The organism is Pseudomonas sp. R151218B TE3479 (assembly GCF_053629195.1).
The window spans coordinates 2,688,906-2,708,937 of the sequence record NZ_JBRJHV010000001.1 but is presented as its reverse complement, the minus strand read 5'-3'; the positions used below and the strand labels follow the sequence as shown (position 1 = coordinate 2,708,937).

General features: G+C 62.7%; 18 protein-coding genes. 11 read left to right on the top strand and 7 right to left on the bottom strand.

Annotated features, from left to right (window positions below):
- Positions 1–86: 86 nt before the first annotated feature.
- Positions 87–443, top strand: a complete 357-nt coding sequence (locus tag AB7M32_RS12135) for a 4a-hydroxytetrahydrobiopterin dehydratase (RefSeq protein WP_003184087.1) — start codon at positions 87–89, stop codon at positions 441–443.
- A complete protein-coding gene (locus AB7M32_RS12130) occupies positions 443–1,636 on the top strand; it encodes an amino acid aminotransferase (protein WP_454250027.1) in 1,194 nt (397 codons plus the stop codon). Before AB7M32_RS12135 ends, AB7M32_RS12130 begins: the two co-directional genes overlap by 1 nt.
- Positions 1,637–1,761: 125 nt before the next feature.
- On the opposite strand, the gene AB7M32_RS12125 is transcribed toward AB7M32_RS12130, so the two are convergent.
- Complete coding sequence (locus AB7M32_RS12125) at positions 1,762–2,325, bottom strand: NAD(P)H nitroreductase (RefSeq protein WP_454250026.1); 564 nt, start codon at positions 2,323–2,325, stop codon at positions 1,762–1,764.
- A 119-nt stretch (positions 2,326–2,444) separates the two neighbouring features.
- On the opposite strand from AB7M32_RS12125, the gene AB7M32_RS12120 reads away from it, so the two are divergent.
- A complete protein-coding gene (locus AB7M32_RS12120; protein WP_060738671.1) occupies positions 2,445–3,899 on the top strand; it encodes a TrkH family potassium uptake protein in 1,455 nt (484 codons plus the stop codon).
- Here the strand turns inward: AB7M32_RS12120 and AB7M32_RS12115 are convergent.
- Complete coding sequence (locus AB7M32_RS12115; RefSeq protein ID WP_454250025.1) at positions 3,856–4,917, bottom strand: AraC family transcriptional regulator; 1,062 nt, start codon at positions 4,915–4,917, stop codon at positions 3,856–3,858. The two genes, AB7M32_RS12120 and AB7M32_RS12115, sit on opposite strands and share 44 nt — an antisense overlap.
- Before the next feature lie 301 nt (positions 4,918–5,218).
- Here AB7M32_RS12115 and AB7M32_RS12110 point away from each other — a divergent pair, with 301 nt between their 5' ends.
- Both AB7M32_RS12110 and AB7M32_RS12105 read left to right on the top strand, forming a co-directional pair.
- On the top strand, positions 5,219–5,530 hold the full coding sequence (locus tag AB7M32_RS12110) for an Mpo1-like protein (protein WP_454250024.1): 312 nt from the start codon (positions 5,219–5,221) through the stop codon (positions 5,528–5,530).
- Between the two features lie 12 nt (positions 5,531–5,542).
- On the top strand, positions 5,543–6,130 hold the full coding sequence (locus tag AB7M32_RS12105; RefSeq protein WP_454250023.1) for an HD domain-containing protein: 588 nt from the start codon (positions 5,543–5,545) through the stop codon (positions 6,128–6,130).
- Between the two features lie 147 nt (positions 6,131–6,277).
- Here the strand turns inward: AB7M32_RS12105 and AB7M32_RS12100 are convergent, their stop codons facing one another.
- Positions 6,278–7,096: a UDP-2,3-diacylglucosamine diphosphatase gene (locus tag AB7M32_RS12100; protein WP_072408572.1), complete on the bottom strand. Its 819-nt coding sequence runs from the start codon at positions 7,094–7,096 to the stop codon at positions 6,278–6,280.
- A gap of 134 nt (positions 7,097–7,230) precedes the next feature.
- Here AB7M32_RS12100 and AB7M32_RS12095 point away from each other — a divergent pair, with 134 nt between their 5' ends.
- Both AB7M32_RS12095 and AB7M32_RS12090 read left to right on the top strand, forming a co-directional pair.
- Complete coding sequence (locus AB7M32_RS12095; RefSeq protein WP_072408574.1) at positions 7,231–7,980, top strand: AraC family transcriptional regulator; 750 nt, start codon at positions 7,231–7,233, stop codon at positions 7,978–7,980.
- A gap of 228 nt (positions 7,981–8,208) precedes the next feature.
- A complete protein-coding gene (locus AB7M32_RS12090; RefSeq protein WP_454250022.1) occupies positions 8,209–9,099 on the top strand; it encodes a DMT family transporter in 891 nt (296 codons plus the stop codon).
- On the opposite strand, the gene AB7M32_RS12085 is transcribed toward AB7M32_RS12090, so the two are convergent.
- Complete coding sequence (locus tag AB7M32_RS12085) at positions 9,093–9,380, bottom strand: SelT/SelW/SelH family protein (protein WP_454250021.1); 288 nt, start codon at positions 9,378–9,380, stop codon at positions 9,093–9,095. The genes AB7M32_RS12090 and AB7M32_RS12085 overlap by 7 nt on opposite strands.
- Positions 9,381–9,451: 71 nt before the next feature.
- Here AB7M32_RS12085 and AB7M32_RS12080 point away from each other — a divergent pair, with 71 nt between their 5' ends.
- Positions 9,452–11,653: a patatin-like phospholipase family protein gene (locus AB7M32_RS12080; RefSeq protein WP_454250020.1), complete on the top strand. Its 2,202-nt coding sequence runs from the start codon at positions 9,452–9,454 to the stop codon at positions 11,651–11,653.
- A gap of 142 nt (positions 11,654–11,795) precedes the next feature.
- On the opposite strand, the gene AB7M32_RS12075 is transcribed toward AB7M32_RS12080, so the two are convergent.
- The 3 genes from AB7M32_RS12075 to recQ form a co-directional block, all read right to left on the bottom strand.
- Positions 11,796–13,763, bottom strand: coding sequence for a FimV/HubP family polar landmark protein (locus AB7M32_RS12075; protein WP_454250019.1), 1,968 nt, complete (start codon positions 13,761–13,763; stop codon positions 11,796–11,798).
- 119 nt (positions 13,764–13,882) lie between these two features.
- A complete protein-coding gene (locus AB7M32_RS12070) occupies positions 13,883–14,317 on the bottom strand; it encodes a MarR family transcriptional regulator (RefSeq protein WP_003199001.1) in 435 nt (144 codons plus the stop codon).
- A 117-nt stretch (positions 14,318–14,434) separates the two neighbouring features.
- Positions 14,435–16,561 carry a DNA helicase RecQ gene (recQ, locus tag AB7M32_RS12065; protein ID WP_454250018.1) on the bottom strand — a complete coding sequence of 709 codons (2,127 nt, stop codon included), beginning with the start codon at positions 16,559–16,561 and terminating at the stop codon, positions 14,435–14,437.
- A 439-nt stretch (positions 16,562–17,000) separates the two neighbouring features.
- Here recQ and AB7M32_RS12060 point away from each other — a divergent pair, with 439 nt between their 5' ends.
- From AB7M32_RS12060 to AB7M32_RS12050, 3 genes are all read left to right on the top strand, one after another.
- A complete protein-coding gene (locus tag AB7M32_RS12060) occupies positions 17,001–17,588 on the top strand; it encodes a UPF0149 family protein (protein WP_060738682.1) in 588 nt (195 codons plus the stop codon).
- A gap of 8 nt (positions 17,589–17,596) precedes the next feature.
- Positions 17,597–17,992 (top strand): YbaN family protein, encoded by a 396-nt coding sequence (locus AB7M32_RS12055; RefSeq protein ID WP_454250017.1) that lies wholly within the window; start codon positions 17,597–17,599, stop codon positions 17,990–17,992.
- A gap of 117 nt (positions 17,993–18,109) precedes the next feature.
- On the top strand, positions 18,110–20,008 hold the full coding sequence (locus AB7M32_RS12050) for a trypsin-like serine peptidase (protein WP_454250016.1): 1,899 nt from the start codon (positions 18,110–18,112) through the stop codon (positions 20,006–20,008).
- Positions 20,009–20,032: the final 24 nt, after the last annotated feature.

Below are 20,032 nucleotides of genomic sequence, written 5' to 3'. Positions count from 1 at the left end.
ATCCCAATTGAGTCTGTTGCACGACGCCGCTTTGCTTTAGCGTGGGTGCATCGACGTTTTCCAAATATTCGATCCAGGAACACACCATGAACACTCTGAACCAAGCCCATTGCGAAGCCTGCCGCGCCGATGCCCCGCAAGTCAGCGACGAAGAACTGCCGGTGCTGATCAAGCAGATCCCCGACTGGAACATCGAAGTGCGCGACGGCGTGATGCAGCTGGAAAAAGTTTTCCTGTTCAAGAACTTCAAGCACGCCCTGGCGTTCACCAACGCCGTCGGCGAGATCTCCGAGGCCGAAGGCCACCACCCTGGCCTGCTCACCGAATGGGGCAAAGTCACCGTGACCTGGTGGAGCCACTCCATCAAGGGCCTGCACCGCAACGACTTCATCATGGCCGCCCGCACCGATGACGTGGCCAAGACCGCCGAGGGCCGCAAGTAATGCACTTCGACGCCATCGGCCGGGTCCCCGGCGACCCGATCCTCGGCCTGATGGAGGCCTACGGGGCGGACAGCAACCCGAACAAGTTTGACCTGGGCGTGGGTGTCTACAAAGACTTCCAGGGCCTGACGCCGATACTGCAATCCGTGAAACAGGCCGAGCAGCAATTGGTGGAACGGCAGACCACCAAGACCTACATCGGCGGTCATGGCGACGCCGCGTTCGGCCAACTGATCAATGAGCTGGTGCTGGGCGCCGACTCACCGTTGATCAGTGAAAAATGTGCTGGCGCCACCCAGACACCGGGCGGCACCGGTGCCCTGCGCCTGAGCGCCGACTTCATCGCCCAGTGCCTGCCGGGCCGTGGCGTATGGCTGAGCAACCCGACCTGGCCGATCCACGAAACCATTTTCGCGGCGGCCGGGGTCAAGGCCAACCATTACCCGTATGTGGGCGCCGATAATCGCCTGGATTTCGAGGCGATGCTGGCGACCTTGAAACAGGCGCCCAAAGGCGATGTGGTGCTGCTGCACGCCTGCTGCCACAACCCCACCGGGTTCGACCTGTCCCATGAGCAATGGCGTCAGGTGCTGGAGGTGGTGCGCAGCCGCGACCTGCTACCGCTGATCGACTTCGCCTACCAGGGCTTCGGCGATGGCTTGGAGCAGGACGCCTGGGCGGTCCGGCTGTTTGCCCAGGCCCTGCCGGAAGTGCTGGTCACCAGTTCCTGTTCGAAGAACTTCGGCCTGTACCGCGACCGTACCGGTGCGTTGATCGTCTGCGCCCAGGATGGCGAGAAGCTGGTGGACATCCGCAGCCAACTGGCAAACATCGCCCGCAACCTCTGGTCGACACCGCCGGACCATGGCGCGGCCGTGGTGGCGACCATCCTCGGCAACCCGGAACTCAAACGCCTGTGGGCCGATGAAGTCCAGGCCATGCGCCTGCGCATCGCGCAATTGCGCAGCGGTTTGCTGGAAGCCCTCGAATCCCATGGCTTGCGCGAGCGCTTCGCCCATATCGGCGTGCAACGCGGGATGTTTTCCTACACTGGCCTGACGCCGGAACAGGTCAAGCACCTGCGCGAGCGCCACAGTGTCTACATGGTCGGCACCGGCCGGGCCAACGTGGCCGGCATCGACGCCACGCGCCTGGACCTGCTGGCCGAGGCGATTGCGGATGCGTGCAGATAACACCTGTGGCGAGGGAGCTTGCTCCCGTTCCCTGTAGGAGCTGGCGAAGCCTGCGATCTGTTGATCTTTAGCTTGGGACTCAAGTGTCTGGGCAAAGATCGCAGCCTCGCTTCGCTCGGCAGCTCCTACGAGCCCGTCCACTCCCGGACAAACTGCCCGAGATCTTCCTGCGGCGCCGTGCGCGCTTCTTTCTGCGGTGTGCCCAGGTAGAGGAAACCGATCACCTCTTCCCCCTCTTCAAGGCCAAGCCCCCTGGCCACATGCGGCGAATACGCCAGCTCACCAGTACGCCACACCCCACCCACCCCTTGGGCATACGCAGCCAGCAAGATGCCATGGGCCGCGCAGCCGGCCGCCAGCAGTTGCTCGGATTTCGGGATTTTGAAATGGTCCTGCAGACGGGCAATCACCACCACGACCAGCGGCGCGCGCAATGGGCCGTTGAGGGCTTTTTCCACGACGGCTTCGGGGACCAGCGGGTCATTGAACTTCGCCGCTTCGGCCAGCAGTTCGCCCATGCGATACCGCGCCTGCCCCTCGACCGTCAGAAAACGCCATGGCCGCAACTGGCCGTGATCCGGCGCCCGCATGGCCGCGGCGAACATGACCTCGCGCTGTTCCGGCGTGGGTGCCGGCTCCACCAGGCGCGGGACGGAAACACGGTTGAGCAAAGCGTCGAGAGCCTGCATCGGCCACCTCCTGAAAAAATGTTTGGCTATTCTAGCGGGAAGCGCGGCCGGCTGCCGGTTTACATGCCGCTTGTCGCGGGTAGAATGGCGCCCTTCCCTTTACAGCCCGAGCGGACTTCATGGCGTTGCCGACCCTGCGGATCATTGGTTTCATCATCGGCATCTTCCTGATCACCCTGGCGATCTTCATGGTCGTGCCCATGGCCACCCTATTGGTCTTCGAGCGCACCCGCGACCTGCCGTCGTTCCTCTGGTCGAGCATGATTACCTTCGTCGCCGGCCTGGCGCTGGTGCTTCCCGGGCGCCCGGAACACATCCACCTGCGTCCGCGGGACATGTACCTGCTGACCGTCAGCAGCTGGCTGGTGGTGTGTATCTTCGCCGCCCTGCCCTTCCTGTTGACCCAGCACATCAGCTATACGGATTCGTTCTTCGAAAGCATGTCGGGCATCACCGCCACCGGCGCCACCGTCCTGAGCGGCCTGGACACCATGTCCCCGGGCATCCTGATGTGGCGCTCGCTGCTGCACTGGCTCGGCGGTATCGGCTTCATCGGCATGGCGGTGGCGATCCTGCCGCTGCTGCGCATCGGTGGCATGCGGCTGTTCCAGACCGAGTCGTCGGACCGCTCGGAAAAAGTCATGCCCCGGTCCCATATGGTGGCGCGACTGATCGTGGCGTCCTACGTGGGCATCACCATCCTCGGCACCTTGGCGCTCTGGTGGGCCGGGATGAGCCTGTTCGATGCCATCAACCATTCGATGTCGGCGATCTCCACCGGCGGTTTCTCCACCTCGGACCTGTCCCTGGCCAAATGGACCCAGCCGGCGGTGCACTGGGTTGCCATCGTCATCATGATCCTCGGCAGCCTGCCGTTTGCCCTGTATGTCTCGACGCTGCGCGGTAATCGCCGGGCGCTGATCAAGGACCAGCAGGTCCAGGGGCTCATCGGTGTGCTACTGGTGACCTGGCTGGTGCTCGGCACCTGGTATTGGGCGACCACCGACCTGCATTGGCTGGATGCGCTGCGGCACGTGGCGCTGAACGTGACGTCCATCGTCACTACCACTGGCTTCGCCCTGGGCGACTACAGCCTGTGGGGCAATTTCTCATTGATGCTGTTCTTCTACCTGGGGTTCGTCGGCGGCTGTTCGGGCTCGACGGCTGGCGGGATCAAGATTTTCCGCTTCCAGGTCGCCTACATCCTGCTTCGGGCCAACCTCAACCAACTGATCCACCCCCGTGCGGTGATCAAGCAGAAGTACAACGGTCATCGCCTCGACGAAGAAATCGTCCGCTCGATCCTCACGTTCTCGTTCTTCTTCGCCATCACCATCTGCGTGATCGCCCTGCTGCTGTCGCTGCTGGGCGTGGAGTGGATGACGGCCCTGACCGGCGCAGCCAGTACCGTGTCCGGTGTCGGCCCGGGGCTGGGGGAAACCATCGGGCCAGCCGGCAACTTCGCACCGCTGCCGGACGCGGCCAAGTGGATTCTGTCTGGAGGCATGTTGCTGGGCCGGCTGGAGATCATCACGGTGTTCGTGCTGTGTATCCCGGCGTTCTGGCGCCACTGACCGGTTCGGGCTGGCTCGTCAAGCGCGCCCGGTATTCGCCGGGCGTAGTGTCAAACCAGCGGCGAAAGGCCCGGAAAAAATTGCTCGGGTCGGCGAACCCCAGCAGGTAGGCGATTTCCAGCAGCGTCATGCCTGGCTGCGCCAGGTACTGCTCGGCCAGTTCACGACGGGTGTCTTCGAGCAGGTTCTGGAAACTGGTGCCTTCTTCCTGCAAGCGCCGCTGCAAGGTGCGCTGCGACAGGTGCAACGTCTGCGCCACCACGTCTCGCTTGGGTTCGCCCTGGGGTAACAGCCGACACAATACTTGTCGCGCCTTGTGGGTCACGCGGCTTTCCGAAAAACGCGCGAGGTACTCCCCGGCAAACCGGTCGTGAAGCTGTGCCATGGCTTCATTGGCCGTCGGCAGCGGTGCCTCCATGTCGGCCCGCTCAAAGATCAGCGCGTCATAAGGCGCGCCAAACACCAGCGGCGCGGGGAAGGCTCGGTGATAAGGCGCCAGGTCCAACGGCTCCGCGCCCTGGAACAACACCTTCACCGGGCGCAGGGTGCGCCCGGTCAACCAACTGCACAGGGCCAGCGCACAAGCCAGGGACGCTTCGGCACTTTGACGGGTTGGGGGCAGATGGTCGCCATGCACCGTCAGGATCAGCCCGTAGCCCCCCTCCAGCTGGCGAAAACTCAAATCGGCGCTTTCGGCAATGATCCGCTGGTAACGCACCAGCCGTTGGAAACCCTCCACCAGGGTGCTACTGGACATCAAGGCGTAGCCAACCACATGGAACGAGGCCGGGCGCACCACCTTGCCCATGTTCAAGCCAATGGCCGGGTTACCCGACAATTCCACGGCCCGTTGCCAGAGCCGGGTCATCGAGTCCTGGGGGAAACGCGCATCCGGATCCTCCAGCGCATCGAAGTCCAGCCCCAGTTGCTTGAACAGCACCCGACAATCCAGGCCGTCCATTTCCAACGCCTTGACAATCCCCATCGCCCAGCTTGAAGAAGTGGTTCGTTCGCTCATGACGTTTTACTTGCATGACGAGCCGCAGGGTACGGCTGGATTTGCGAAGGATAGCAGTGTCCGGTCTTATCAATAACGCCCCTTTTTTGTACGAGCGGCTGTTGTTGTCAGGCAAGGCGCCACGACGAGTCATAGCCCGCTATGGCGAGGAGTGGCAACACAGCATGACGGCAACAGAAGCCGTCCAAAAGGGGCGTTATTGGTAAGACCGGACACTAGAGTGGCGCTGATTGTCACTGGCCGTAGCGGTTGATGGCTCTAGACTTCAAGTAGCAGAACAATAACCACAGAGCCAGCCGTTGTGGAAAACCCTAAACGATTCAATAGTTTCGCCGAGTTCTACCCGCATTACCTCAGCGAACACAGCAACAGCACCTGCCGGCGACTGCATTTCATCGGCACCTCCCTGGTCATTCTGGTGTTCGCCCTCGCTCTCGTCATGGGTAACGGGTGGCTGTGGCTCGCCCTGCCCGTGGCCGGCTACGGCTTCGCCTGGGTCGGGCACTTTTTCTTCGAAAAGAACCGTCCCGCCACCTTCCAGCATCCGCTCTATAGCCTGCTCGGCGACTTCGTCATGTACCGCGACATGCTGCTAGGCAAGGTCGCGTTCTAATAAGGACTGCCGATGAGCAACCACGCGCGCTTTACCCACATGGAAGAAGGCACCCAGCAAGACTGGGCGATCATCGCGGCCGACTTCAGCGCCTACGCGCGACAATTGCCGGGCCGGATCCTGGCCCACTTGAAGCTGCTGGACGGCGATTTCGGCGGGTTCCCGGTGGATCGCCTGACTCATTCCCTGCAAACCGCCACCCGCGCCTACCGTGACGGGCGGGACGAGGAATATGTGGTCTGCGCCCTGCTCCACGACATCGGCGACACCTTGGGTTCATACAACCACCCGGACATCGCCGCGGCGATCCTCAAGCCCTTCGTCAGCGCCGAAAACCTGTGGATGGTGGAGAAGCATGGGATTTTCCAGGGCTATTACTTCTTCCATCACCTGGGCATGGACCGGCACCTGCGCGAGCAATTCAGTGGCCATCCGCAATACCAGGCGACCATTGATTTCTGTGCGAAGTACGACGCGGCGGCCTTCGATGCCGAATACGACACCCTGCCGTTGAGTTTCTTCGAGCCGATGCTGGAAAGGGTCTTTGCCACGCCGAAGCAATCGATCTACAAGGCGGCGATGGATGACATACCGGCCTGACAGACACAGCAAAACCCGTGGCGAGGGAGCTTGCTCCCGCTGGGTGGCGAAGCCGCCCTGTTTTTGGGGGCTGCTGCGCAGCCCAGCGGGAGCAAGCTCCCTCGCCACAGGGGGTTATATGTTTGCTTGCGAAATCATCAGACCGGTCTAAACCGGCTCGGCCACTTTCAACTCAGCCTTGAGCAACGCTTCGCGCGCCTGGGCTTCCGCCAGCCGATACAACTCGATCGACCCATCCCAATGCTCGATCAGCGCCGTGCAGGATTCGACCCAATCGCCACAATTGAGGTATTGCACCTCGCCCACCATGCGTATCTCGGCGTGGTGGATATGCCCACAGACCACACCATGCAGTTCGCGCTTCACACACTCGTGGGCGATGGCTTCTTCGAAATCGCTGATGAAACTGACGGCGGTCTTGACCTTGTGCTTGAGGTACGCCGACAACGACCAGTAGCCATAGCCATAACGGGCACGCCAATGGTTGAGCCAGCGGTTCAGCGTGAGGGTGAACTCGTAGGCCGAATCCCCAAGGAACGCCAGCCAGCGGTGGTAACGGGTGATGACATCGAACTGGTCGCCATGGATCACCAACAAGTGCCGACCATCGGCGGTGACGTGCACCGCTTCGTCCACCAACTGGATATTGCCCAGGATCAGCTTCGAATAACGCCGCAGGAATTCGTCATGGTTGCCGGTGACGTAGATCACTTCGGTACCGCGCTTGCTCATGGTCAGCAAGCGACGAATGACGTTGGTGTGGGCCTGGGGCCAATACATGCCACCGCGCAGTTTCCAACCATCGATGATGTCACCCACCAAGTAGATCTTGTCGGCGTGGTAGCCCTTGAGAAACTGCGACAAGTGCTCGGCCTGGCAATCCCGGGTACCCAAGTGCACATCGGAAATCCACAGGGTGCGAACACGCTGCTTGCGGCTGGGTTTGGCGAGCTCGGCGCTGGTCATCGGGCAACCCTCTATCGTTTTCGCCACTGTGCACGCCAGTGGTTAATGGCCCATGACAAACACAAGTCCATTACATGACAGCGCGGGGCGGTGTGCCCTCGGTGTATGCTGGCGGCCTGACACGGGAGACCGCGATGAGACCGATCCTCACGCTACGCCACTACAGCCACGATTTGATTGTCCACAGCCACGATCACGCGCAGCTGGTGTTCGGGTTGTCCGGCGCGCTGGATTTCGAGGTCGAAGGGCGTGGCAGCCAGGTGGTGCAGCAGAGTTTCGTGGTAATACCCGCCGGTGCCCATCATGCCTGCGGCAGTCCCCAGGGCAGTCGCTGCCTGGTGCTGGATGTGCCCAGTGACGATTGGGTCGGGCAATGCCTGGGGGATCACGCCGACGCCAGCCGCCGCTTGCTCGACGACACCGCTCGCCTGCCCTTGGACGCGGGGCAAAGCCAGTTGGTCAGTTGGCTGGCGGGCAGCCCGGTGGACGACCCGGTGATCGCCCAGCAAGGCGCGGTGCTGCTGCTGGCGAGTCTCAATGGCGTTAGCCAGCGCTCCCTCGGGGGCCGGCGCCTGCCCTACGCCGCGCTCAACGCCCACATCGACCAGAACGCCGCCTACCCGCTGCAAGTGGCGGACCTGGCGCGGGTCGCCGGCCTTTCCAGCGCCCGCCTGCACGCACGCTTCGTCGCCGAATGCGGGCAAACCCCGATGGAGTACATCCGCAGCCGCCGCTTGCACCAGGCGGTGACGTTGCTGCGCGATTCGGACCTGCCCATCGGCGAAATCGCCCACCGGGTAGGCTACAACTCCCAGAGTGCTTTCGCCGCGGCGGTGCTGCGGGAATTCGGCGCCTCGCCGGGCAAGCTGCGGCGTCAGCGCTAAATGCGCGCTAAAAATCGCTAGGATCGCGACAGACATAGCCGTCTCACCCACGCTTAAATACTGACATCCGTGACGCGGCGGTCCTGTGGGAGCTTGCTCCGGGCGGCAATCCGACGATTGCTATCTGTCAGTCAATATCTGCATTGCCTGAACCACCGCTTTCGCGAGCAAGCTCGCTCCCACAGAAGACACTCGCCAGTTGCCCCACTGTCTGTTGAAAGGATTGAAATGACGCCCCGTACCGCCCTCGGCGCCCTGCACATTGGTGCACTCATGTTTGGCCTGACCGGTGTCTTCGGCAAACTCGCCGCGGCTTCGCCAGCGGTCATCGTGTTCGGTCGCGCTATCTTCGCCGTGCTGGCCCTGGCGGTGTTCGCCCGGTTCGCCAGCAGCAGTCGCTGGCAGAAACTGCGGGCACAGGATGGCCGGCGATTGCTGCTGGGCGGCCTGTTGCTGGCCGGGCACTGGGTGAGTTTCTTCATCGCCGTGAAAGTGGCCGGCGTGGCGGTCGCCACGCTGGGGTTCGCCAGTTTCCCGGCCTTCACGGTATTGCTCGAGGGGCTGATCTTCCGCGAGCGGATTCGCGCCAATGAAATCTGGCTGGTGGTGTTGGTAAGCGTCGGCCTGGTGTTGGTCACGCCGAACTTCGACCTGGCCAGCGGTGCCACCACCGGCCTGCTGTGGGCCGTGGCGTCGGGGCTGTTGTTTTCCCTGTTGTCATTGACCAACCGTGCCGGCTCCGCGCATGTACCGCCCGTGCAGGCCGCGCTGTGCCAGAACGTGGTGGTCGGGTTGTGCCTGTTGCCGATGGCCGCGCCACAACTGAGCGACGTTCGCCCCCTCGACTGGTTGTGGATCGGCTTGCTCGGCGTGTTCTGCACCGGCCTGGCCCACAGCCTATTCGTCGCCAGCCTGGCGGTGATCAAGGCCCGCACGGCGGCGGTGGTCTTCGCCATGGAACCGGTCTACGGCATCGCCATGGCCTGGTGGCTGTTCGACGAACGCCCTACGCTGCGCATGCTGCTGGGCGGCGTGGTGATCATCGCGGCCATCGTGATCTCGAGCCAGCTGGGCGGTTCGAAGAAACCGGGTGTCGGTGCCCAAGCCGCGTCTCACTGAACCCGGTCGTTGTGGCCCAGGTCCCGCTCCGGGTCGATCCGGTCGCGGACCCGCTGCTTGAGGACCTTGGCCTCGGGAAAACCGCCATCGGCCTTGCGCTCCCAGATTTGCACATCGTCGCAACTGATGTGGAACACACCGCCGGTGCCCGGCACCAGGGACACTTTGCCCAGGTCGTCGCCGAAGGTGCTGAGCAGTTCCTGGGCCAGCCAGGCGGCGCGCAGCAGCCATTGGCACTGGGTGCAATACGTGATGACGACTTCCGGCTTGTGTTCGGTCATTGCGGGTGAACTCCTGGGTTCGAAGGCGTCGTTATAATACCTGCCTTTGATCGCCCGCCCCGAGATAGACGATGCGCCGCCTGCTCCCCCTCCTGCTTCTGTTGCTGTTGCCCCTGTCCGGCCATGCCAACGAACCCGCCGTCGAAGCGCCACGCCCGAAAATCGGCCTGGTGCTGTCCGGCGGCGCGGCGCGGGGCCTGGCCCACATCGGCGTGCTCAAAGCCCTGGAGGAGCAAGGCATCAAGATCGATGCCATCGCCGGCACCAGCATGGGCGCGGTGATCGGCGGGCTGTATGCCTCGGGCTACAAGATCGACGAACTGGAAAAGCTCGCCCTGGGCATCGACTGGCAACAGGCCTTGTCCGATGCGCCGCCACGCAAGGACGTGCCGTTCCGGCGCAAGCAGGATGACCGCGACTTCCTGGTGAAACAGAAACTGAGCTTTCGTGACGACGGCAGCCTCGGCCTGCCCTTGGGGGTCATCCAGGGCCAGAACCTGGCCCTGCTGCTCGAAAGCCTGCTGGCCCACGCCAGCGACACGCGGGACTTCGACAAACTGCCGATCCCGTTTCGCGCGGTCGCCACCGACATCGCCACCGGCGAAAAAGTCGTGTTCCGCAAAGGTCACCTGCCCAAGGTCATTCGCGCCAGCATGTCGATCCCAGCGGTGTTCGCCCCGGTGGAGCTGGACGGTCGGCTGCTGGTGGACGGCGGCATGGCCGACAATATCCCGCTGGATGTGGCCCGGGACATGGGCGTGGACGTGGCCATCGTGGTCGACATCGGTACGCCGCTGCGCACCCGCAAGCAACTGGTCACGGTGGTCGACGTGCTGAATCAGTCGACCACCCTGATGACCCGGCGCAACTCCGAAGAACAACTGGCTACCCTGAAAAAAAGCGACGTATTGATCCAGCCGGCCCTGGCGAGCTTCGGCTCCACCGACTTCGGCCGGGCCCGGGACATGATCGACGCTGGCTATCGCGCCACCCGGGTACTGGAGGCACGCCTGGCCCCGCTACGCCCGCCCGAGGCGCCCGACGCCGAACTCATGGCCGCGCGCGCCCCCAGCGAACGCACACCGGTCATCACTGCCATTCGCGTAGAGAACGACTCGAAAGTCGGCGATGATGTGATTCGCTACTACATTCGCCAGCAGATCGGCGAGCCGCTGGACCTGGGACGCCTGCAGACCGACATGGGCACGCTGTACGGCCTGGACTACTTCGAACAGGTGCAATACCGCGTGGTCCACAAGGGCCCGGACCACACCTTGGTGATCAGCGCCCGGGGCCGACGCACCGGCACCGACTATCTGCGGCTGGGGCTGAGCCTGTCGGACGATATGCGCGGCGACAGTGCTTTCAACCTGGGGGCCAGCTATCGGGTCAACGGCATCAATCGCCTGGGGGCCGAGTGGCTGACCCGGGCGCAGATCGGCGACAAGCAGGAGTTGTACAGCGAGTTCTACCAGCCATTGGACGTCGGCTCGCGCTACTTCATCGCCCCCTATGGGCAATTCGAATCGCGCAACGTGGAGTCCATCCTGGACAACGATCCGGTGGCCCAGTATCGCGTCGAACGTTATGGCTTCGGGCTCAACGTGGGCCGCCAGATCGGCAACAGCGGCGAAATCCGCTTCGGTGTCGGCCAGGCCTGGGGCAAGGCCGATGTACGCATCGGCGACCACGACCAGCCCAGCGAGAATTTCAACGAAGGCTTCTACGAACTCAAGTATTCGTTCGACTCCCTCGACAGCGTGTACTTCCCCCATGAAGGGGAAGACATCGGCCTGAGCTGGCGCCAATATGAACCGGGGCTGGGATCCGACCAGCGCTACCGCCAGTGGGAATTCAAACTGGACAAGGCGCTTAGCAGCGGCCCGGACACCTTCATCCTGGGCGGGCGTTACGGCCGCACCCTGGACACTGCGGAGGTGGTGACCTCCAGCTTTGTGCTCGGTGGCGCGCGGCAATTGTCGGGCTTTCGCGAAGATGGTGTATCCGGACAGAACATGAGCCTGATGCGTGCCGTGTATTACCGCCGCCTCACACCGCGGGCCTACCTGCCATTGGATTTCCCGTTGTACATCGGCGGTTCGCTGGAGCGCGGCCGGGCCTGGAACAACGATAACGAATTCGACAGTGGCTACATCAACGCCGCCAGCATTTTCCTCGGTTTCGACACACCGCTGGGGCCATTGAACTTTAGCTATGGCTTTAACGACGACGATGAACAGGCGGTGTACCTGAACCTGGGACAGACGTTTTGAGGGGTTGGGTGTTTGCCTGGGCTGGGTTGATAGCCTGACAGGCCGTCATCGCGAGCAAGCTCGCTCCCACATAGGGGGCGCAGCTTGCTGTGGGAGCGAGCTTGCTCGCGATGAGGCCAGCCGCTACAACCCTCGATGGCCCTTAGCGAATTCCCGCCAGCAGCACCCGGGCGGTCTGCTTGAGCGGTTCGTCTCCCTCTTCGAGCAGCTCTTCAAGCAGAGTGACAGCGGTCTTAAGGTCGCCATCGTCGATGCAGTTCTGTGCCTGTTCCAGCTTGAACGAATGTTCCGGGGCCTGGGGTTCAAGGGACAGGGTATCCGGGGAAGCAGGTTCAAGGGCCAGCGGCTCAAATTCCAACGCCTGTTCTTCATCGGCAAAGCCATCGAGGAAATCATCGTCCAGCGACTCGGTTTCCAGGGGCGCTTCCCATTGCAACTCCGGTTCGTCGAAACCTGAAAGCGACAAGCCCTCGACACTGTTGTCGGCCAGTGGCGTCGCACGTTTCTCTTCGACGAGGGTGCCCTGGTCATCCGCCAAGTCCCAGCTGGTGTCCATGGACAATGCGTCCAGGTCCAGCTCGAACTCGTCACTGGGTGCCTGTTCACGTTCAGGCGCAAGAACCGGTACCTGGGGTTGCGCCTGTTCCACTATCGGTGCGGTGATCAAGGCAACCTTGGGATAGCGCCCGCGGATATCTTCCAGCGTCCCGGCATCGACACCTTGTGCCAGCAAATGATGTTCCTGGGCCTGGAAACCGATGACATCGCCCTGCTTGCCCAATACCTCCAACAACTTGAGGCCCAGGTCGGTGCGTTCCGGTTCGGCCAGCAATGCCGCGCGCAACAGCCCGGCGGCCTCGGTGAAACGGCCGTAGGTCAGGTAGATCCCGACCCCCTCCAGCACATCCCCCTGGGGCGCATCACCGTTGTTGAACGAGTGCGCGGCCTCGGACGGCTCCGTGTCGGGGATTGACGCGAAGGTTTCGTCACCCGCTTCCAGCATCGGCTCGGGGCGCTCGGTCATCGGCTCCAACTCGCCCTGCTGCTGGCGACGCCGAATGAACAGTAACAATGCGAGCAACCCCAACAGGGCCACCAACCCCGCCACCCATGTCCAATCGATGCCCTCTGGCTCTGCAACCGGTTCGGTCACGGGGGAGACGTCCGTAGCCGGCTCCGACACAGGCTGCGTCGGTTGCGGTTGCGCCGACGCAACAGGGGCTGGAGTCTCGGCCAGCCGGGTTTGCAATTCGCTGATCTGCTTGCGCTGGCCGGCGATTTCCTCGTCCTGGGCCTGGAGCCGCGCCTGCAGAGCCTCGATGGTCTTCTGTTGTTCCTGGTTCTGCAGCACGCTGGCGGCCAACGGCTCATCGGACGCGGCGGAGGCCTGGCCAGCGGTGGATGCCGCCGATGTCGGCAGCACGGCCGAGTCGGGCAATAACAGGCGCTGGCCGATGGAGAGCCGGTCGCTGCCGGGATTCAGGGCCTGGATCCCTTGCATCAACTCATTGACCGAAGCGTTGCTGCCGGCGTCATGCAGGCGCTGGGCAATCACCCATGGATTGTCTCCCTGCACGACCGTATAACGCTTGCCCTGTACCGCCGGGGGCGGCTTGATGGCCGGGGTGGCCTGGCTCGGCGTCGCAGACTGCGGGGCCGTGGACGGTTCGTCACGGGCTGGCACGATACCCGGCGAGCCCGGTGGGTCGATCAGCACGGTGTATTCGCGCAGCAGGCGCCCATTGGGCTGATTGAGCTGCACCAGGAAATTGAGAAAGGGTTCTTCCACCGGTTTGCTGGACGTCACCCGAATGAAGCTGCGCTCACCACGCAATACTGGCGTAAACCGCAGGTTGCTGAGAAAGAACACCCGCTCCACACCCGCACGACTGAAGTCGTCCGGGCTCGCCAGGCTGGCCGACAGATCCCCTTCACCGATCCCGGCCACATCGACCAGGGCGATATCGGCGCGCAACGGCTGGTTCAGGGCGGAATGAAGCGTGATCTCGCCAAGGCCCAGTGCTGACGCCAAGGCCGGAAACCCCAAGGCACCCACGACGATCGACACGTTGACCCAACTGCGCAACGTGGACTGCAAACTTTCAAGCATGGGCATCCCTTTCGATTACCAGAACCAACCGCGGCGTAAACGCTTCCCTTAGGAACGCTTACTACTGGTTATAGTTCGCTAACCGGCGAATCTCAAAAGTCTGACGCCAGGGATCTGCCTCAGGATTTTTCCAGGTTAGCCAGGATCGTGCCGTGGACCCGCATGCACACGCGCATGTCCGCCTCGTCGACACCTTCGAACAGCTCCCGCCGCAATTGCGTGGCAATGGTTTCGATCTGTTCGATCAACGGTAGCGCCGGTGCGCAGAGCACGATTTTCTTGGCCCGACGGTCTTCGGCCACAGCCTGGCGCTGCACCAGCCCCTGGGTCTCCAGGCTGTCGAGCAACCGGGCCAGTGTCGGGCCTTCGACGGCGACACTCTGGGCCAGTTCACGCTGGGTCGGCGCCTGTTCGAAACGGGCCAGGTGCAGCAGCACCAGCCAGCGCGCCTGTGACAGGCCCAGCCCGGCCAGGCGGCGGTCCAGTTCGGCGCGCCAGCCTCGAGACATTTGCGCCAACTGCATGCCAAAACGGTGTTGATCGGTTAACGGCATAAAAAACTCATCAGATCTGAAATAGAGAAAAACTAATTATTAGTCAGCTAAGCATGAGCTTTGGATTCAAGCAAGGTTCGCCTTGTACTGAATCGTTAAAGGAGCGCAACTCACTGATCAGACTTCAAATTCCGACTGCAACGCAGCCCTGACGCAATACAGCACACCTTCGGGCACCCGTCCGACAAACAACGCGGCGACTTCGGACACCGGCGGTAATTCCCCTTCGCCGTCCAGGAATGCGTCCTGTACCTCGCCCATCAGTTCCTCGGGCAAGTCCAGTGCCTGTTCCAGGGACAACTGCTGTTTGCCGATGGCCTCGGCCAGCATCGTGTAGACGTTTTTTTCCGAGCACTGCAATTGCCCGGCGATCTGCAACGGTGTCATGCCGGCCCGGGCCAGCGTGATGAGCTCGTGGCGCACATCGGCCACGGCTTTCGGCGCTTCGACCTCGCCCCCCAGGACCTGGAGGAAGGCTTCGCCATAACGCTCCAGCTTGCGCGCTCCCACGCCGCTGACCCGGGCCATTTCCGCCAGGGAGGTGGGCTGGCTGCGGAGCATTTCCAGCAGCGTCGAATCGGGGAAGATAACGTACGGCGGCACGCCGTGTTCCTCGGCCAGCTTGCGACGCAAGGCGCGCAAGGCTTCCCATTGATCGCGCTCTTCGCCACGGACCAATTGGCTGGCCTGGCTCTTGCTGCTCTTGATCGCCGTTGCCGGCTTGAGGTCGCGGCGCAGTTCAAGGGTAACCTCGCCCTTGAGCAAGGGCCGGCAGGTCTCGGACAAGCGCAGGCCGCCGTAGCCTTCCAGGTCAATGTCTGCCAGGCCGCGGGCTACCAGCTGTCGGAACAATGAGCGCCACTCACTCTCGGTGCGCGCCTTGCCCACGCCGAACACCGAGAGGTGCTGGTGGCCGAAGTTGCGGACCTTCTCGTTGTCCTTGCCCAGCAACACGTCCACCAGGTGCCCGACGCCATAGCGCTGGCCGGTACGGAAAATCGCCGACAAGGCCTGGCGGGCCGGTTCGGTGGCGTCCCAGGTTTCCACGCCATCGACGCAGTTGTCACAGTGCCCGCAAGGCTGGGGCATGTCTTCGTCGAAATAGGCCAGCAGGGTCTGGCGCCGGCAGCGGGTTTCTTCGCACAGCGAGAGCATGGCGTCGAGCTTGTGCTGCTCCAGGCGCTTGTGGCGCTCATCGCCTTCGGAGTTCTGCAGCATCTGCTTGAGCATCACCACGTCTTGCAGACCGTAGGCCATCCAGGCGTCGGCCGGCAAGCCATCACGGCCGGCACGCCCAGTTTCCTGGTAGTACGCCTCGAGGGACTTGGGCAAGTCCAGGTGTGCGACAAAACGCACGTTGGGCTTGTCGATGCCCATGCCGAACGCCACGGTGGCCACCATGATCAGGCCTTCCTCATTGAGGAAGCGCTTCTGGTGATAGGCCCGCAGGTCGTTGGGCAGGCCGGCGTGATACGGCAACGCCGGGAATCCCTGCTCACACAGGAATGCCGCCACTTCATCGACCTTTTTGCGCGACAGGCAATAGACAATGCCGGCATCGCTGCGGCGCTCGGCGAGGAACGCCAGCAGTTGCTTGCGTGGCTGCTCCTTGGGCACGATGCGGTAGAAAATGTTGGGACGGTCGAAGCTGGACAGGAACCGCTCGGCCTCCTGCAAGTGCAGGCGCTCGACGATTTCCTCGCGGGTGCGTTTGTCGGCGGTGGCGGTCAGGGCGATGCGCGGCACGTCGGGGAACAGTTCCGCCAATTGCCCCAGTTGCAGGTATTCACGCCGGAAATCGTGGCCCCATTGAGATACGCAGTGGGCTTCGTCGATGGCGAACAGGGCGATTTCCAGGCTCTGCAGGAACGCCAGCATGCGCGGCTGCACCAGGCGTTCCGGGGCCAGGTACAACATTTTCACTTCGCCGCCCTTGATCCGCGTCGCCAGGTCCCGCTGTTGCTCGGCACTGAGGGTGGAGTTCAGCGAAGCGGCGGCAACCCCCAGTTCCTCAAGGGTCGCGACCTGGTCGTCCATCAGCGCGATCAGCGGCGAAACCACCACTGCCAGGCCGTTGCGCAGCAGCGCCGGCACCTGGAAGCACAAGGATTTGCCGCCGCCGGTGGGCATGAGTACCAAGGCATCGCCACCGTTGGCCACGCGCTCAATAATGGCACCCTGGCGGCCACGGAAACTGTCGTAGCCGAAGATGTCCTTGAGGACGCGTTGAGCCTGTTCGAGCATAGAAACTCCAAAAATCACCGAAACATCCCTGCAAGGCTGGTTCAGAATCGCAAACGCTGCACCGGCAAATCGTAAGTGCGCGTTTCGAACCGGCGGGACGCCGCAGGGCATCACAAAACGCGGCAGTATACCCGAGGCCTTCGCTGCGAAGGGCGCTGCTGACAAGAGGTGCGTGCGGCTGGGATGGCCAACACATGGCTTCTGTTGTCACAAGCCCCTGTGGGAGCGAGCTTGCTCGCGATAGCGGTGGGTCATTTTGAGAAGATGTGGAATGTAACGCCCTCATCGCGAGCAAGCTCGCTCCCACATTTGCTTTGCGGTGCCCCCCGCACTTGTGTCCGCCCCCGGGCCTCCAAGAGGCAAATACGCCACGCGGCTGGCCTGTACGCTCAAGAAGGCCTAGAATTCCCGCATTGTTTATTCCCCAAGGTAGCCCGTAATGTCCTTCGCTGAGCAACTGACCCGCCTGCAAGTCTTCCTCGACGCCGATGAGCTGCACGAGGAAGCGCTGGACTACGTGGCCGCTCACGGCTATCTGACCGCCCTGTCGATCTGCGCCGAAACGGTACCGGATCGTGAGTGGATCGACGCCCTGTTCGCCGAGGAGCCGCATTACAGCGACGAAGCCCAGCGCGCCGAAATCGAAGCCACCCTGGTCGGCCTCAAGGCCCACATCGCCCGTCAACTGGCTTCCGACGAAGAATTCGAACTGCCGTGCGAACTGGACCTGGGCGATGACCCGGACGACTCAGAGCTGCGTGGCTGGTGCATCGGCTTCATGGAAGGCGTGTTCCTGCGCGAAGCCGCCTGGTTCGAAACCGCCGAAGAGGAAGTCAGCGAAATGCTGCTGCCGATCATGGTGGGTTCCGGCCTGTTCGACGAGCAACCGGAATTTTCCGACATCGCCGCCGACGCGAACCTGATGGACGACATGATCGTCCAGATCCCCGAAGCCCTCACCGCCCTGTACCTGCTGTGCAACGCCCCGGACGAGAAGCCGGCGATCCTCAAGCCTCGCCACCACTGAGTGACCGGGTGCCCTCGCCAGTCGGCAACCGTCCGCTGATCCTGCGTTACGCTCTACTGGCCATCGGCTGGCTGAGCGTGGTGCTGGGGGTCATCGGCATTTTCATCCCCGTATTGCCCACCACTCCCTTCCTGCTGCTGGCCGCGGCCTGCTTCGCCCGCAGTTCGCCGCGCTTCTACCAATGGCTGGTTGGACATCCCCGCCTCGGCCCATGGATCAGCGACTACCTCAGCGGCAACGGTATCCCGCTCAAGGGCAAGGCCTATGCCATCGGGCTGATGTGGGCGAGTATCCTGTTGTCCTGCTACCTGGTGCCACTGCCATGGGCGCGGGGGTTCATGCTCACCAGCGCAGTGCTGGTGACAATTTACATCCTCAAGCAAAAAACCCTGCGCAAACCTTAAGCAAGCCCCGACCATCCGTCTGTGACCTGCTTAACCCTGTCAGCTCTGACAGTAGGCAGTCAACCCATTCCACCGCATAAATCGCTCCATCGTCCCTACGCGAACGGAGCGTCTGCCATGCTGACCCGACTGAAAAAAACTCCGGTGCCGCTGGCCTTGCGGTCGGCTGCCCATGGGTTGATACAGGCCTGTGTTGGGCTGGTAATGGTCGCGGGGGCGGCCGTCGCTGCCGCCGCGCAGCCTGCGCCTCCCATCCCGATCACTCCGGGCCAGATCATCGGCGAGAGTCAGCTCGAGAAGGCTCGGTGTGTACAGGCGTCGGATCCGGCAAAGTACCAGCGCTCACGCGCGGTGGGCCGGATTTATGCCGGGCGCAGTTATGGAACGGCGTGGCGGATAGGACCTGCAAACCTGGTAATCACCAACCTGCATGTCGTAGGTTCGGATCCAGACCCGACCCGGATGATCGTGGAGTTCGATTACGAGGAGCCCAGCTGCGACTCGGAGGCTGTGCGGCCTGCTGTTCGAGTGACAGTCGAGCGGGTCGTGGCTTCCGATGGGACGACCGACTTTGCGCTACTTGCCTTGGATCAGGAGGCTATCGACAGCGGCGTATTGGACTCCTTCGGCTATCTGGGCCTGGATACCCGCATCTCGGAGGTTGGCGACCCGGTCTACATTGCAGGGCATCCCCTGGCGGGGCCGAAGCGGATTTCGCGCCTCCACGATGACGGACATCCTTGCTGGGTAACCGAAGCACGCAACAACGGCCTCGCTGATTTCGCAAAATACAACTGCGATACTGACTCAGGGTCTTCCGGATCGCCCGTGATCGATGCACGAACCAATACGGTTATCGCCCTGAACTATGGCTTCAGTTCGGGGTACAACAGTGGCGCGCAGATGAGTAGCATCTGGCCCGCTATCGCGAGATATTTCGACGAGAAGTTGCCTGAGGGCAGTGTCCCGGTGGAGCAGCCGGGCGTGCCGATGGCCAAGCCGGGAGCGGTGGGCGTACAGGTAAACGTGCGCGTGGCGCAGGTGGATGGGCAATCCCCGGTGGCCGGGGCACCCGGTGAACAGCTGTATTATCACGCCCCCACACATACCACGATCACCGACGTGTCCTGCCAGAGCGGAACCACCCAATGGATCGCCGAGAACGGCAAGGCCGCGTCATGCACCTTGTCAGGCGCAGCGAACTGGACCACGGCACAGTCGGTGGCGCTGCGCGTGGATAACACCGCCCCCGACGGCCTGGTCAGCGATGGCCGGGTACGACTATTGTCCGATACAGGACAGATCCGCGGAGCGAACAACCTCGCCCTGAACGTGATGTCGCGAGGCCCAGGCGAGGTTCAGTCACTACGAGCACAGGCGGGGAATTTTCAGGCCGCCCCACTGCACAGCCGGCTCCCGGAACCCTTGACCGCACGGGCGAAAGACCCGATGGACGCGGCTGTCGTGGGCGCGGATGTCACCTTCGCGGTCACTGATGACGGTGGAACAGGGACGCGGTTCGAAGGGGACAATCAGACACCCACCGTGCAGACGAACACCGTGGGTGACGCGACGTCGCCAACGCTGGTCGCCGACTCCAGGGCCGGTACATTGCAGGTTACTGCCATGTCGAGCGGCAGGACGGCCACGTTCCACTTGCGGGTGGTGTCGCAAGACGGTGACCCGACGGATGCTGTGGAGCATCTGTCGGTGATAACGGGGCAAGGACAGATCGCGCCAGAGGGTACCGAGTTCCCTCTTCCCCTCACGGCACGGACATTGGATGAAGGTCGGGATCCGGTAGAGGATGCATGGGTCACCTACACGATTACCGATGCCGGGGAGACTGGAACCCGATTCGTCGGGACCGATCAGACGCCGACAGCGACGACCAATAGCCATGGTGAGGCAGTGTCGCCGAAGCTGATCGCCGGGAACAAATCTGGTTTCGTGACGATAACCGCGACCTCCAATGACAAGGCGGCGACGTTCATCATCATTGTCGGCACGATATGAGCGCGCGAGGGCCAGCGCCCGGAA